The sequence below is a fragment of the Paenibacillus sp. WC2504 genome, assembly GCF_052682475.1.
Genome location: NZ_JBQZFH010000001.1, coordinates 3,375,234 through 3,387,724, shown reverse-complemented (window position 1 = coordinate 3,387,724; position 12,491 = coordinate 3,375,234). Strand labels below are relative to the sequence as shown.

The window sequence follows — 12,491 nt, the reverse complement described above, 5'->3', positions numbered from 1 at the left end:
TCCTTTTCCTGCAACTATTTTAAAGGGGCATTGTATTTAATAGAATCGGCTCAACCCCAGTCCACTCAAAGAATCTCTTTTTTATCACGTCACAGAAAACAGGATCCAGCTCTAATGTCCTACAAGTCCGGTCCATCTGCTCACAAGTAATAAGAGTAGATCCGCTACCTCCAAAGAAGTCCAGCACAATATCTCCACGCTGACTGCTATTGTTGATCGGTATCTGCAGGAGCTCCAACGGCTTCTGCGTTGGATGAACATACTTTGTTACATCTCCCCGGGACACTTCCCAAATCGTCTCTGGCTCTGGCAGCTCCTGGGGCAAACCAGCCTTCCAAATGGTTGTCTGCTTCCGGTCCCCGTACCATGCAGGTGACTTACCCTTCAAATGCGCATAGAACACCGGCTCATGCTTATATCGATACTGGGACCAACCAAAAGAAGCAGCATTCTTTGACCAAATACACTGCGACCTTACAACGATGCCGGCCGCGTTCATAGCGTTCTCAAACTCCCTTTGATATGAAGAAGGGTGGAATACATAAATGGCTGCCTTCGGGTCCATAACCGAAGCATAACAAGCAAAAACAGAATTCAAAAAAACCGCAAACTCCTCTGCGAGCATATCGTCATTCATAATTGTTCCCCTACCATTTGCGGCCAGCCTGGCCGAATCGCTCTCCACTGCTACATTATAAGGTGGGTCTGTCACTACAAGAGCAGCCTTGGCGCCCTCCATGAGTTTCTGCACATCTTCAAGCTTCGTTGCATCGCCACACACCAAAAGATGCCGACCGAGCTGCCATACATCACCGTATCGAGTCTCAGGTTCTTTGATCTCATCCAAAGCACGTTGAACGTCGAACTCGTCTTCTTGGACTGGAGTAATCAGTTCAGTATCTGCGTTTAATCCTGGAAGCAATTGATTTAGCTCGTCCATTTGAAAGCCGGTTTGAGTTGATAACTCCTCGAGTGAATAGTGTGCAGACAGCTCTTCAAGGAGCGATGCTAGCAGCTCCTCATTGGTCCGGCCGCGTAAATGACTAAGACTGATGGTTAAAAGCTTAGACTCTTCATCACTTGACTCTACGACAACGCAAGTAAGCTCTTTGAGCCCAGCCTCTTTAGCAGCACGCCAGCGCTTCTCCCCCTTAACGATTGTCATATCGCTACGGACCAGGATCGGCTGCAGCACGCCGTGATTCCGAATGCTTTCAACCAAAGATCTATAGATATGATCATCCATCTCATTCGGGTTCCAGGCGTTTGGATATATGTGTTCAATAGGTATAGTTTCGATTCTCAAATTAATTCCCCCTTGTGTTATGTCGGATTTTAGGTAAAAGAAAAAGCACTCGGTTAAGGTGCTTTAAGTTCATATAAAAGATCCTTTCACCTATTAGTGGCATCTGTACGACAAAAACGAAGCTCTTCTCAAAGAAAACCTATCCCACAAGGAATAGGCTATTCAGCAAATCATCCGATATTTTTCTTTGAGCCCTAGTCACATAAACCTCCACACTCCCCTTACTAACCCCAAGCATCCCAGCAATCTCACTAAACGAAAAGCACTCCCCATGAGCAAGGACATAGCATTCTCGCTCCCTATCGCTAAGCCTGGACAATGCATCTTCAATCTGAAAGCTCTGCCAATCAGAAAGATTAGCTGGGCTGCCGGCCGAACTCTGAGTGATGTATGCCTGCATCCGGACCGGATCCATGAGCTTCTCCCGTTGATACGCTGCCCGCCGTTCAATCCCTCGCTTATTTCCTGGTCGGCGCCCGCTCTCAAGCCACTCAATCGTCCACTCACAATCGGCTACCATTTCATTAATAATTCGTCGATCAGCCTGAAGCGTTGAAAGCTCATCTTGTTTACAAACAATGCTTTCATCTTCTTGCTGCTCAATCTCTTTGATCTTACTTGTTTTATCTGCAGCCAGCCTTCTTAACATGGCGGCCGTTTGTTTATAACCTTCAGATAAATGATTGCATCCCATTCCCTCACACCTCCGCAGTGTGTTAATATAGGTTACGGGAACATACGTTTGATCCCCCGTGATTCTTGCAAGGAGTCGGGGGATCTTTTTTTGCACTCATTAAGTAATGTATAAATCAATAATCCTTTGGCAGATAATACCACCAGTGGGGTGGTTAACTATGGATAAAGAAAAGGTAGTCGAACAAATTGATAATAATGTTAATCAAATTCATTTATTAATTGATCAAAAAATAGTAATTTGGAAAGAGCATGTTGTCTTTTCAGGATTATGGTGGTTTGGTGTTATTTTATCTGTTATTCCTTGGATAATTTGGTTTTTGGTCAGGAATAAAAACAGTACCGATAGAATACTTTATGCCGGCTTTTTTGTCATGAGTATTTCACTTACTCTTGATATACTTGGTGATCAATTTGGATACTGGCACTATAGATTTAACGTGATTCCTATTGTCCCAACTTATTTACCGTGGGATTTGACTTTGATGCCTCTTGCGATAATGATTCTTATACAAGTAAAGCCTAAAATTAACCCATACCTTAAAGCAATATTATTTGCTTTACTTACTTCATATGTAGCAGAACCATTTATTAAATGGCTAATGATCTATAATCCTAGAGAATGGAAGTATAGTTACTCTGTTCCTATTCAATTTATTATTTATTTAGTAGCTCACTACTTGAGCAGAAGAAATAAGTTTAAAAAATTAACTTGATGTTTTCACATTCAGCAACCATGCAGATTCAATGTCAAATTTATTAATTTATACTCGACATTTCCCAATGTCTGGTAGTATTAATCTTATTTCTTTCAACTCCCCCCCTTTCTTCTCGCAATATTCATTGGTTTTTGCTTCAAGTGAACGATCATATTCTATATAACAACATTGCGGAACTTCTTCGATAAAGTCTTGCATCTATGTGCTTGTATACTCACATCAACACTCCTTTAAGTTCCTCAATATCCAGTCGATTTTCCCATTATCTCTCATGTTTTTCAACGAATAATTCATCTGATTTTGTTACAATATAAGACTTATAATCGTAATGAACTGAGAGGTAAAAAAATCATGAGATGTATCTACTGTGACAATGTGAAGCAAATAAAAGGAAAAAAAAGTATATGCTTTATTTGTAGTGCTATCACAACAGTTTTATCTTTGAGCGATATTTTAGGATTTTAAATTTTGATCACAATTGTTAAACAATGGAATATACTATAATCGTCAACTCTCATCCTTTTCACCACTTCATCGGTCTGTACGATGGAGTGGTTTTTATGTCTTTCAGTTGTGATTCTTGTTAGGAGGCGTGGGATCGTGCTTTTAAATCGTGTAAATATGCCCAATTAGATAAAGTCAAGCATCCAACTATCACAATTCTACATAGGTTGATGTATCAAAATTAGGAGGAGATTATTCAATGAGTTACAACCAAAGCTATAATCATAATCCTTATCATCAATATCATCCACACGTATACCATCCACATACGCAGCATCATCCCGTAATCATTTATCCCGTTCCATATCCGCACCACCACCCACCCCACTACCCGTATCACGGTTGGCACGGTGGACAGTGGCATGGTCATAATGGTCAATGGCATGGAGGCTCACAAGGCCACCATCAACAAGGACATTATGGTAACTGGCAAGGTTGACACGATCACAAATAGTTTTTTTCGGAGACGTACGAATTTGTCCGTACGTCTTCTTTCCATTATTCACTCAGTCTACTTTGATCATAATTTCATTCTTTATCTGTTTGTATGTTTCAATCACCTCTGCATCCCCACGTTCTAATAAAACTTCTTCATTCGTAGCTCCGTACACATGACACAATGTTTTAACTGCTTCTTCAGCTTGTTTTAAAGTTGGTTTTGTATTTTCAGAAAGTGCAAAGTATCGATTGAGCGAAGCAAATGCAGCCATACTATCTATCGGTTTGATTATCTGTTCATCTTCTACGGAATCAGTATCAATCTCAGCATCCGGAACACCTGGCGGCCGTTCTTCCTCTATACGTAGTGCAACACCATATTCATTTCTTTTAACCCATAAAAGCTCTTGTTTCCATTTCATATCTTATCCCTCCCTTTTTATGCGGCGCCGTTCTCTCCATCTAGTACTGATTTAATACGCTTCTTGTACTCGCTCCAATCTGCAGATAACTTACTTGAACTTATTTTCAATGACTGCGCGATCTCCATCCATGTCTCACCATTACGCTTGCGAGTAAGGAGCTCTTTAAAGTCATATGGTAAATCTTCAAACGCTGGGCCATCCCCACCTAAAATAAAGTTCTCCAGCTCGTCTTTACTAATTTGACTGCTTTTCTCTTCATTACCCGGAACAGCCTTTTGTTTATCTTCTTGAACCACAGGTTCAGTAAACTCAACTACTTCACCGCTAGAACCTTCTGAAGCCGTTGACTCAGGCTTTTCTGCTGACGTCTCAGTCTGCCCCCGCCTCCAGTCATCCCACTTCGTAGCAAGCGGAGCTACTCTCTTACGGTACTCATCAAGCATTACTGACAACTCACCTAATGTAATATTTAAATCTGCAGCAATCTTCGCATAGCCTGTACCATCATAAAAACGTTTGAGAATCGATGCGAAGTCTAACGTTAAGTCCTCATGTAGCGGAGCAAGACCGCTGCGGATAAACTCATCAATTAGTTTACGATCGGCTTCCTCCGTTTCTTCTTTGGTCGGTACCTTTTCGATCGGAAGTCCAAGATCCATTTCAGCCTGTTCACCCTCTGACTTCACTTCTGATACAACTCCACTTACATCAACTTGATATTCACGGACCGGCTTGTTTGTCCTAGCATTGAGTGTAACGTTGTACTCCACAACTAAACTATCTAAGGAAAATCGTACGTTCTTCTCGATCATCTTACGTAGATGGAAGTAATCTTCCCTATTCTCCAGATCCTCAGTAACTTCAATTTGAATGAGAAGCTTTCCACCCTTCTTCATATTTGCATTTACGAGAACACCTTCAGCTTCGATGTAGGCCATGTGCTATCTTCCTCTCACTTTCTTAATGACATCTCTTTGAAAAGCTTTAAGCTTGACTGTTTCTCTAATGGCCCTAGCGATTTGTGCAAGGATAAACGCATCACGGACATTATCGCTGCCGTTTCTAAATCCCCAAAGCTCATAGATAGGAATAATAAGATCTTCTTTGGAGCAGTTTCCCTTGCAGCCGGCGAAGTTCTTAAGCTGCCCTGTAGCAACCTCCATGTATGTAATGCCTCTCTTGAATAGCTCCATTCGAACGCCCCAGCCAATTCCACCAAGCATAGCCATTCGATTGGCCTGCGCATATGCAAAATCTTCGATGCAGACAACATCTTCTGGGCCTACCAAGTGAACAATACGATTTATGAGTTTGACCATTCGTTCCGGGTCTTTTCCTTTAACTTCAACTTCCTGAGCGTCCCAGACATCACCGTACTCATCTAGCGCGACGAACCCTGTCTTGGTGGAAGTGTCAATGCCTACATACCGTGCCATTGTTCAGCCTGCCTTTCTGCAGCTGAGGCCATTGCGAACTTTCTTAAGAATAGCGATGTACTTTTCATCCATCACATAAACCTCTCCGATTATGTTCTTCCCTTGAAGGACCAAGTACCGGTATTTATTCTCAAACAGCGGATCTCGCATGTTTTATCGCTCCTCTCGTATTTATGCCCAGCGTCGTTTGTTATTGCCTGATGCTGACTGCACTTTGGGTTTATCAAGCACACTTTGATGTGATCTATCCAGGTTAACGAATTTATTAAAGTTCTTTTGAAAAGCTAGCTCCACCGTTCCAACCGGACCATTACGCTGTTTAGCTATAATGATTTCGATGATATTTTTCTTCTCTGACTCCTTGTCGTAATAATCATCCCGGTACAAGAAAGCCACGATATCTGCATCTTGCTCGATGGATCCGGACTCTCTGAGATCGGACATCATTGGTCGTTTATCCTGCCGCTGCTCTACGCCACGGCTGAGCTGTGAGAGCGCGATGATTGGTACATCCAACTCCCGAGCTATTTGCTTGAGCGTACGCGAGATTTTGGAGATTTCCTGCTGCCGGTTTTCGCTACGACCAGATCCGCTAATCAGCTGAAGGTAATCTATGAGTATGAGTCCAAGTGATCCCGTGTCTTTCTTAAGCTGCCGGCAACGTGTTCGAATCTCGTTAACCGTAATCGAAGGGCTGTCGTCGATGTAGACATTAGACCTCGACAGCTCGCCGATCGCCATGGTCAGCTTTTCCCAATCGTCGCCCTCCATGATTCCGCTGCGCATTCGACTAGCATCGATCCGGCCTTCCGAAGAGAGCATCCGCTGAACCAACTGTGCTGCACCCATCTCCAGACTGAAAACTGCAATTGTTTCGCCGCTTGTCGTGCCAGCGCTCTGCGCAACGTTTAAGGCTAACGCCGTCTTACCGACTGACGGACGAGCTCCGATGATAATTAAATCCTGCCGTTGAAAACCTGAGGTCTGTTTATCCAGGTCCACAAACCCAGATGAAATTCCCGTGATGCCCCCGGGATTAGGGTTCGCATTGTTCTTTTCAATCTGCTCGAACACCTGCATGCTAACTTGATCGATCCGTTTGAATCCGCCTTTCTTGCTAGCAGATCGTTCCGCAACCTCTTCAGCAACAGCCTGTGCCTGAGTCGCCATTTCCTCGGCCGTCAGGTCATTGTTTTGGAAAATCTTCTGCATGCCCAATCGAGTCTTTCGCTCAAGTGCGGAATCAAGTACGATCTTGGCGTAATAATCCACGTTTGCCACCGTAGGAACTGCACTTGTCAGTTCCGAAAGGTACCCGACACCTCCGACATGTTCGAGTTGCTGACGCCGCTGCAAGTGCTTGGTGACGGTTAGTAGATCAACTGGCGTGTCCGCCTCTGCAGCGTCGTAAAGCTCAATCATGGACTCGTATATGATTCGGTGCTTGGGCTCTATGAAGTCTTCTGGCAATAGCCGCTCAGAAACGACTGACATCGTTTCATTCTCGGTGAAAATGGCCCCAAGAACAGCCTGTTCAGCGCTCAAGTCATCGTTCATTTCGTGCTGCATATGTTCGGATCGCCTCCAACCTCTGCTCGTAGGGCAAACGCATCATGGCCCTGATGTGATCAGGAGGACCGACCGAAGTCTTCAACCATTCATCTCGTTTTTCCAAGAACTCTTGAGCTGATCGCTTCATGGATTCGTGATACAGCTCCTCTTCGGTCTTCAAGGGCTGCTTGAGCTTTCCGATACTTGGCGGCCACTGCTCGGCGCTGTCCGAATGCCGGCGCAAGTTCTCTGCCGCCACTTCGAAAGGTGTGTTCTCTAGATCCTCCAGCCATTCATCCACCATGGTCTGCAGTGACTGCAAGTCATTCGGGATTTGGAACCCGGGGTATTTCCCCTTAATTTTCTTGAGCAACTGCGTGACTTCCGCTCTGTTCACGCTCAAGTTCCTCCCTTGCGATTTGATCTAGCATGGTAAAAGCTTGTTCTTGCTTGGTTTTATGAGCCTTACCCGGGGCGACTTCACCTGACGACACAGGGATAGTTTGGGCATTCTCATTTCTCCAGGCATCCCAAATCCCGTTCTCGTAGTACAGAAAACTGGTTGGAAGCTTGAAGCTATTCCCTTCACGTTTGCGCTTGTCCTCAAGGAGGAGCTCCATAGTTCGGATGGTAAAAGGGTTAGGCATACCTCCGGCGACCATCTTACCCATGGCTTCGCGCTCTTTCGGTTTAACGTGAATGTCAAACTTGTGGTTAAGCTGGCAATAAGCATCTAGCAATTGCATTAACGGGTTTTTCTTTTCGGGTTCATATTCTGGATAATTAATAGTAGTAGTAATATTATTAAGATCTTTAAAGTCTTTTAGATCTATCATTTTTGATAGATCAATCTCATCTGATCTATCATTTTTGATGTATCTCTCGCTGCGATCTATCAATTTTGATGTATCACTTTCGCTGTGATCTATCATTTTTGATGTATCATTTTCGAGTGATCTATCATTTTTGATGTATCTCTTTTTATCCATTTCTTTCTTATTTTTGGCAACTTTTATGATCTCGCCGCGGGCTGTTCTGACTGAATTTATGTATCCTCGACTCTTCAAATTAGCCATATTTCTTTGAACCGTGACCTGGCTGGAACCAATTTCTTGGGCTATCCTCTCATGCTTCACCGGGGCGCCGCCGTGTACAAGCCCCCAACGAGCTCCGTCACTATCTTTTTCTTCATCAGTTATGGCATCAATGCACCAGAGGAATTCCCAGATTGCCGGGCCAATGCGATCACGATGTTCAAAAAGCCCGCTGGAGACAGGAATTATGTGATTGTTAGGCATTCATGTGTCATCCCCTCCCGCGGGCTCCTCTGTTAATTACTACTGTTCGATGACCCAAACCTTAAGCAGGTATTACTTTCAAGTCCTTGTTATTCCGATGAAGGATATGTAATTCATTAGATAGGTTCTTCATAACAAGCCAATCCTTTGGGTCTAACTTGGCTGCAATGATAGCAACTTGCTGCAGCCTTGTTGGCTTTTTTCCATTCTTCAAAGTGTTTGCCTCCGATCGTCTCTCAAATAAATATCTGGGTACTTTGCCCGGACAACCGTGAACCCAGGATAGCCAATTGCAAAATACGCAATAACCTCTTTTTTAAATACAGTTGGATCCTTATCAAGCAGATCCCAAATTCGTTTACTAACGCCCGACCTCATGAGTGGTGGCCCACCCTCAAGCTCGTTCATGCCACTTTGACATCTATGCCGGCATCTGTATTCTCAAAGAAAATCTGCTGTTCAAATACAGCCTGCGCTTCTTCGATATGAGTAATGACAAGGACCTTCTTAAATCGATCTGCTACCGCTTTAATGGATTCAAGAACCAGCCCGCGGTGCTCAGCATCTTGAGAGCCTAATCCTTCATCAATCGTTAGCCATTCCACTTTACTGCCGGCACGCTGCGCTAGGAGCTCGGCTAGTGCAAACCTGATGGCATAATCGATGCGCAGCTGCTCCCCACCAGAGAACGTTTCATAAGGCCGCTCAGACGTCCAATCGCCAATCATGATATCTAATGTTTCCTGGACTCCATCCCGGCTTTTCAACTCGCGCTGGGTTTCAAAACGAATGTAGTGCTTACCTTTTGACATCTTGCCAAGGATCTCATTTGCGATATGCTCGAGCTGAGGAACGGCATTTTCAATGATCAGTGCAGGAATCCCATCGCGGCCAAAAGCACGAATCAACGTTTGGTATCGACTCCACTTTTTGGTCTTTGGCTCTAACTCATCTGCCAGCTGCAGGCGGGCCTGTTCATCCTTTTCCAGTGCAGTCAGTTCGGTTTTCAAACCACCTATTTGTTCAGCGAGAATATGTTGTCGATCCCGCAGCTGCTGCAGCTCACGTTGGATTATGGGAAGCTGTGTTACAGCAGATTCCAGACCCTGAGTTTCCAACAGAAGCAGAGATCGTTCCTCATCAATTGCAGTTTTGCATTCTGTTTTTCTTAGTAATTCCGAATCAATTGCTAAAATGCGAGCAGCAGAGCTTTGTTTAGCTTCACGTGCTGCTCCTATTTGGTCTTTTAAATTCGCCCAAGGTTGGAGATTGTCCAATCGTCTACGAAGTGCTGGTAGTGGTGCTAGAGCTTCACGTAAAGTGTCTAATTCACTTTGAGTATTTATTTGTTTTAGCGTTAGCTCTTCTATTTGGCTATTCAAACGGAAACTTTGCTCCTGCAGACTTATAAGAAGCTCTTCTTTCGCTTGCATCTGGCCCGCCTCTTCTGCCATTGGTCTGAGTTCTTCAATGCGCATTTTTAACGCCCGGTGTGCACCAAAATCATAGCCAATCTCTTGTTGTTTCTTTGTCAGGCTGATCATAGTTTTATTTAATGTCGTTAATTTAGATAAATCGATGCTGTTCAATTCTTCATGTTTTCTAATCAGCACTTGCTTTGCATCTTGAGCATCTGATAGAAACAAGCAGGCCGCCTTCGTCTCATCAATACAATTCGAATTGGTGAGCATCGAAGTCTTGGACTCAAGCATGCGAATTTCTGATTCGAGCAAGCTCTTTGTCGTGTTGATCCTTGCCTGCTCCGCGTTATAATCAGCTCGAACATCCAAGATCTCTTTTTCAATGGAGTCCCATCGTTCGGCAAGCTGCTCCAATTCCTTCTGTTGTAATGTAGCAGCCGTATACTCGGCTGCTTTCGCCAAAAACAACTCACGGCTCTGAAGCAACTGCTGCACGTTTCTGATCCTGTGATCAAGTGGTGCAATCTCATTTTTAATATTTGTAATAGACACTTCCATGTTCCCAAGTTCAGTTGATAATCTCTCCTGCTCCGGCCACCGTGCCTCAAGCGCCGTAATTTGCTCTTTGACTTGATAAAACTCATCCGTATTTGCAAGAATCTCAGATTCTTTAGATAGGATTTTCTCCGCACGCCCTAGTTTTGCGACAAGTCCTTCTTTTTCAATGTCGAACGGCGCGATTTCCTTGGAAATTAAAATCAATTGTTTATCAAGCTCCGCTGCCTTTTCAGACTTGGTCTGAAGCTCACGAATCTTCTCTTCCTGGTGTCTCAAATCGTTTTCTTTAGCGAGTATGAATGCTTTCATTGCTCCCGTTTCTTGATTCAAAATCTCAAACAACTCAGCCTTTGATTGCTTCAGTTTTAGTCGCTCATCAAGTTCGGCTAGTTTATCTTTGGACTTCTCAATCTCCAAATGCAGCCCAGCCGCCTTCTGCCTAGCAGCGTCCTGCAAACGGTCATAAATATTAAGCCCAAGTATCTGCTGCAGGATCTCTTTACGTTTACCGGCTGATTTTGCCGTAAACTCATTCGCCTTACCTTGCATAATCATGCTGGACGCTGTGAATGTTTCATCATCTAGATTCAAGAGATTGCGGATAACGGCCTCAGTATCTTTAATTTTCTCTGCAGATTTACTTTCCCATTTTGCACCGATCTGTTGTTGAAACTCTAAAGTACTCTTACCATTACCCTTTAGTGACCGAGTTCGAATGGCCCGGTAATTACTTCCTTGGTGTTCAAACGTAAATGTTACGGCCATTTCTTGTGTGCCCCGCCTTACAAGATCGTCCATGCTCACACCCTCGATTACATCACCGAACAAGGCAAATCTTGGTGCCATAGTGAATCCCGAACTCTTTCCAGCACCATTTCTTCCACAAATCGCTGCGATCGTAACATCATTAAGATCAATGTTGGCATATGGGATAGCACGAAAATTAATTAATTCAAGCGTAAGTGGATTCATACAATCGCCTCCAATAATTCAGCAGTTAGTGCCTGCAGCACGCTTATTTCCTCAGCCTCTATGGATTGGTTCTGTCCCCATTTAGACAACGCCACTTGAGGGCCAAGGCTTTCCGTTACCTCAACGTCTCGTACCCGGTCCGAACGTTCAACATCTGCTTTAATCTCATGGACATAGAAAGCACCAGCATCATATAAAGATTTTTCCAAAGTCCTACGATCGAATCGCTTCTGAAGGTCCTCGCTGCAGCTATATCGCACCCGGAGGATGGCATCCTTAACGGTCGTAAATTCATCTACTTGCCCATCCAGCCAGGCTTCAATGTCCATATCGCACCAATTGATGGTTTTAAATCGACGCGATGGTGTTTCAATAAAAGTTGATGCAAAAGCTTGTTTCGCTGTTAAAGTATGAATCCAAAAGCCCGGCTTCGTTTTCTCATCACCGAAGTTATGCCGCTCAGGTGCGCCGCTGTAAAAGACATTCCTGCCAGCCTGCTGCGGCCGATGGATATGGCCGAGAGCAACCAGATCGAACAACTGAGCAGCCTCGTCAGTCAAAATAGGTTCATTCATCAGCAACACATCTTCAAAGCCTGTGTCAGCCAGGTCAAACGTTAAATGAGACATCAAGAGCTTGGTTCCTGAACTATAGGAAACCAGCCTAGAACATTCCTCATAGATCCATTCCGTCATCTTTTGATGAAATTCATTAGGAGGCAAATCTTTGAACTCCTGTTGTGTGGCAAACTGGCTGCGATTCATACCCGGCAAGCAACTTATCGATAATTCGTTACCCGCAGGCCCAAGAACGAGCCCGCCAGGAGTAGTGAAGATTGTAGTGTTAGGAATGTGCATTTCCTTAATGATCTCGTAAGCAGATACAGCATCGTGTGAAGGTGTACCGCTAATCACGACCACCTTGCACCCTGCATTACTTAATCGCCTTAACCATTGTGTAAATGCAGCAATCTCGATGGTTGCACGATCTATAAACACGCGGGCATCCTTGAATGCATCACCAGCAAAAAGCACTACCTCGCAACCTTCTTCAATAATCCGGTCGGCTACCCAATCCATAACTTTGGTTATATCCTGAAAACGTGCATAAGGTTCCGGACCCGGATAACCGAGTCCCCAGTGACTATCTGCAACATGGGCTATTTTCAAT

14 protein-coding genes are annotated in these 12,491 nt (G+C 44.2%); 1 reads left to right on the top strand and 13 read right to left on the bottom strand.

The window, feature by feature from the left end:
* Nucleotides 1–19: 19 nt before the first annotated feature.
* Nucleotides 20–1,306: a DNA methyltransferase gene (locus ACUN27_RS14995; protein WP_445559124.1), complete on the bottom strand. Its 1,287-nt coding sequence runs from the start codon at nt 1,304–1,306 to the stop codon at nt 20–22.
* A gap of 139 nt (nt 1,307–1,445) precedes the next feature.
* Entirely contained in the window at nt 1,446–2,000 is a 555-nt protein-coding gene (locus tag ACUN27_RS14990; protein ID WP_326062725.1) for a sigma factor-like helix-turn-helix DNA-binding protein, read from the bottom strand.
* Nucleotides 2,001–2,160: 160 nt separating this feature from the next.
* Between ACUN27_RS14990 and ACUN27_RS14985 the strand changes: the two genes are divergently transcribed.
* Nucleotides 2,161–2,715 carry a CBO0543 family protein gene (locus ACUN27_RS14985; RefSeq protein WP_326062724.1) on the top strand — a complete coding sequence of 185 codons (555 nt, stop codon included), beginning with the start codon at nt 2,161–2,163 and terminating at the stop codon, nt 2,713–2,715.
* Nucleotides 2,716–3,509: 794 nt separating this feature from the next.
* On the opposite strand, the gene ACUN27_RS14980 is transcribed toward ACUN27_RS14985, so the two are convergent.
* From ACUN27_RS14980 to ACUN27_RS14930, 11 genes are all read right to left on the bottom strand, one after another.
* Entirely contained in the window at nt 3,510–3,728 is a 219-nt protein-coding gene (locus tag ACUN27_RS14980) for a hypothetical protein (RefSeq protein ID WP_445559123.1), read from the bottom strand.
* Nucleotides 3,729–4,082 (bottom strand): hypothetical protein, encoded by a 354-nt coding sequence (locus ACUN27_RS14975; protein WP_445559122.1) that lies wholly within the window; start codon nt 4,080–4,082, stop codon nt 3,729–3,731.
* Between the two features lie 17 nt (nt 4,083–4,099).
* Nucleotides 4,100–5,023 carry a 2-methylcitrate dehydratase gene (locus ACUN27_RS14970; RefSeq protein WP_445559121.1) on the bottom strand — a complete coding sequence of 308 codons (924 nt, stop codon included), beginning with the start codon at nt 5,021–5,023 and terminating at the stop codon, nt 4,100–4,102.
* A gap of 3 nt (nt 5,024–5,026) precedes the next feature.
* A complete protein-coding gene (locus ACUN27_RS14965) occupies nt 5,027–5,521 on the bottom strand; it encodes a hypothetical protein (protein ID WP_445559120.1) in 495 nt (164 codons plus the stop codon).
* Nucleotides 5,522–5,524: 3 nt separating this feature from the next.
* Nucleotides 5,525–5,671 (bottom strand): hypothetical protein, encoded by a 147-nt coding sequence (locus tag ACUN27_RS14960; protein WP_164819488.1) that lies wholly within the window; start codon nt 5,669–5,671, stop codon nt 5,525–5,527.
* Nucleotides 5,672–5,692: 21 nt separating this feature from the next.
* Entirely contained in the window at nt 5,693–7,090 is a 1,398-nt protein-coding gene (gene dnaB, locus ACUN27_RS14955; protein ID WP_445559119.1) for a replicative DNA helicase, read from the bottom strand.
* Nucleotides 7,068–7,469, bottom strand: a complete 402-nt coding sequence (locus ACUN27_RS14950) for a replicative helicase loader/inhibitor (protein ID WP_445559118.1) — start codon at nt 7,467–7,469, stop codon at nt 7,068–7,070. The genes dnaB and ACUN27_RS14950 overlap by 23 nt, the downstream gene beginning before the upstream one ends.
* The gene (locus ACUN27_RS14945) at nt 7,429–8,370 is read right to left on the bottom strand and encodes a helix-turn-helix domain-containing protein (protein ID WP_445559117.1); all 942 of its coding nucleotides are present in this window, start codon (nt 8,368–8,370) and stop codon (nt 7,429–7,431) included. Before ACUN27_RS14945 ends, ACUN27_RS14950 begins: the two co-directional genes overlap by 41 nt.
* A gap of 61 nt (nt 8,371–8,431) precedes the next feature.
* Nucleotides 8,432–8,584 (bottom strand): DUF6906 family protein, encoded by a 153-nt coding sequence (locus ACUN27_RS14940; protein WP_445559116.1) that lies wholly within the window; start codon nt 8,582–8,584, stop codon nt 8,432–8,434.
* A 190-nt stretch (nt 8,585–8,774) separates the two neighbouring features.
* Entirely contained in the window at nt 8,775–11,321 is a 2,547-nt protein-coding gene (locus tag ACUN27_RS14935; protein WP_445559115.1) for a hypothetical protein, read from the bottom strand.
* Nucleotides 11,318–12,490: a metallophosphoesterase family protein gene (locus tag ACUN27_RS14930; protein WP_445559114.1), complete on the bottom strand. Its 1,173-nt coding sequence runs from the start codon at nt 12,488–12,490 to the stop codon at nt 11,318–11,320. The genes ACUN27_RS14935 and ACUN27_RS14930 overlap by 4 nt, the downstream gene beginning before the upstream one ends.
* Nucleotide 12,491: the final 1 nt, after the last annotated feature.

Bases quoted from the DNA above. Each gene is read 5' to 3' on its own strand.
- ACUN27_RS14945 (WP_445559117.1), bottom strand. From the start codon at position 8,370: ATGCCTAACAATCACATAATTCCTGTCTCCAGCGGGCTTTTTGAACAT.
- ACUN27_RS14970 (WP_445559121.1), bottom strand. From the start codon at position 5,023: ATGGCCTACATCGAAGCTGAAGGTGTTCTCGTAAATGCAAATATGAAG.
- ACUN27_RS14985 (WP_326062724.1), top strand. From the start codon at position 2,161: ATGGATAAAGAAAAGGTAGTCGAACAAATTGATAATAATGTTAATCAA.
- ACUN27_RS14990 (WP_326062725.1), bottom strand. From the start codon at position 2,000: ATGGGATGCAATCATTTATCTGAAGGTTATAAACAAACGGCCGCCATG.
- ACUN27_RS14960 (WP_164819488.1), bottom strand. From the start codon at position 5,671: ATGCGAGATCCGCTGTTTGAGAATAAATACCGGTACTTGGTCCTTCAA.
- ACUN27_RS14935 (WP_445559115.1), bottom strand. From the start codon at position 11,321: ATGAATCCACTTACGCTTGAATTAATTAATTTTCGTGCTATCCCATAT.
- ACUN27_RS14975 (WP_445559122.1), bottom strand. From the start codon at position 4,082: ATGAAATGGAAACAAGAGCTTTTATGGGTTAAAAGAAATGAATATGGT.
- ACUN27_RS14965 (WP_445559120.1), bottom strand. From the start codon at position 5,521: ATGGCACGGTATGTAGGCATTGACACTTCCACCAAGACAGGGTTCGTC.
- dnaB (WP_445559119.1), bottom strand. From the start codon at position 7,090: ATGCAGCACGAAATGAACGATGACTTGAGCGCTGAACAGGCTGTTCTT.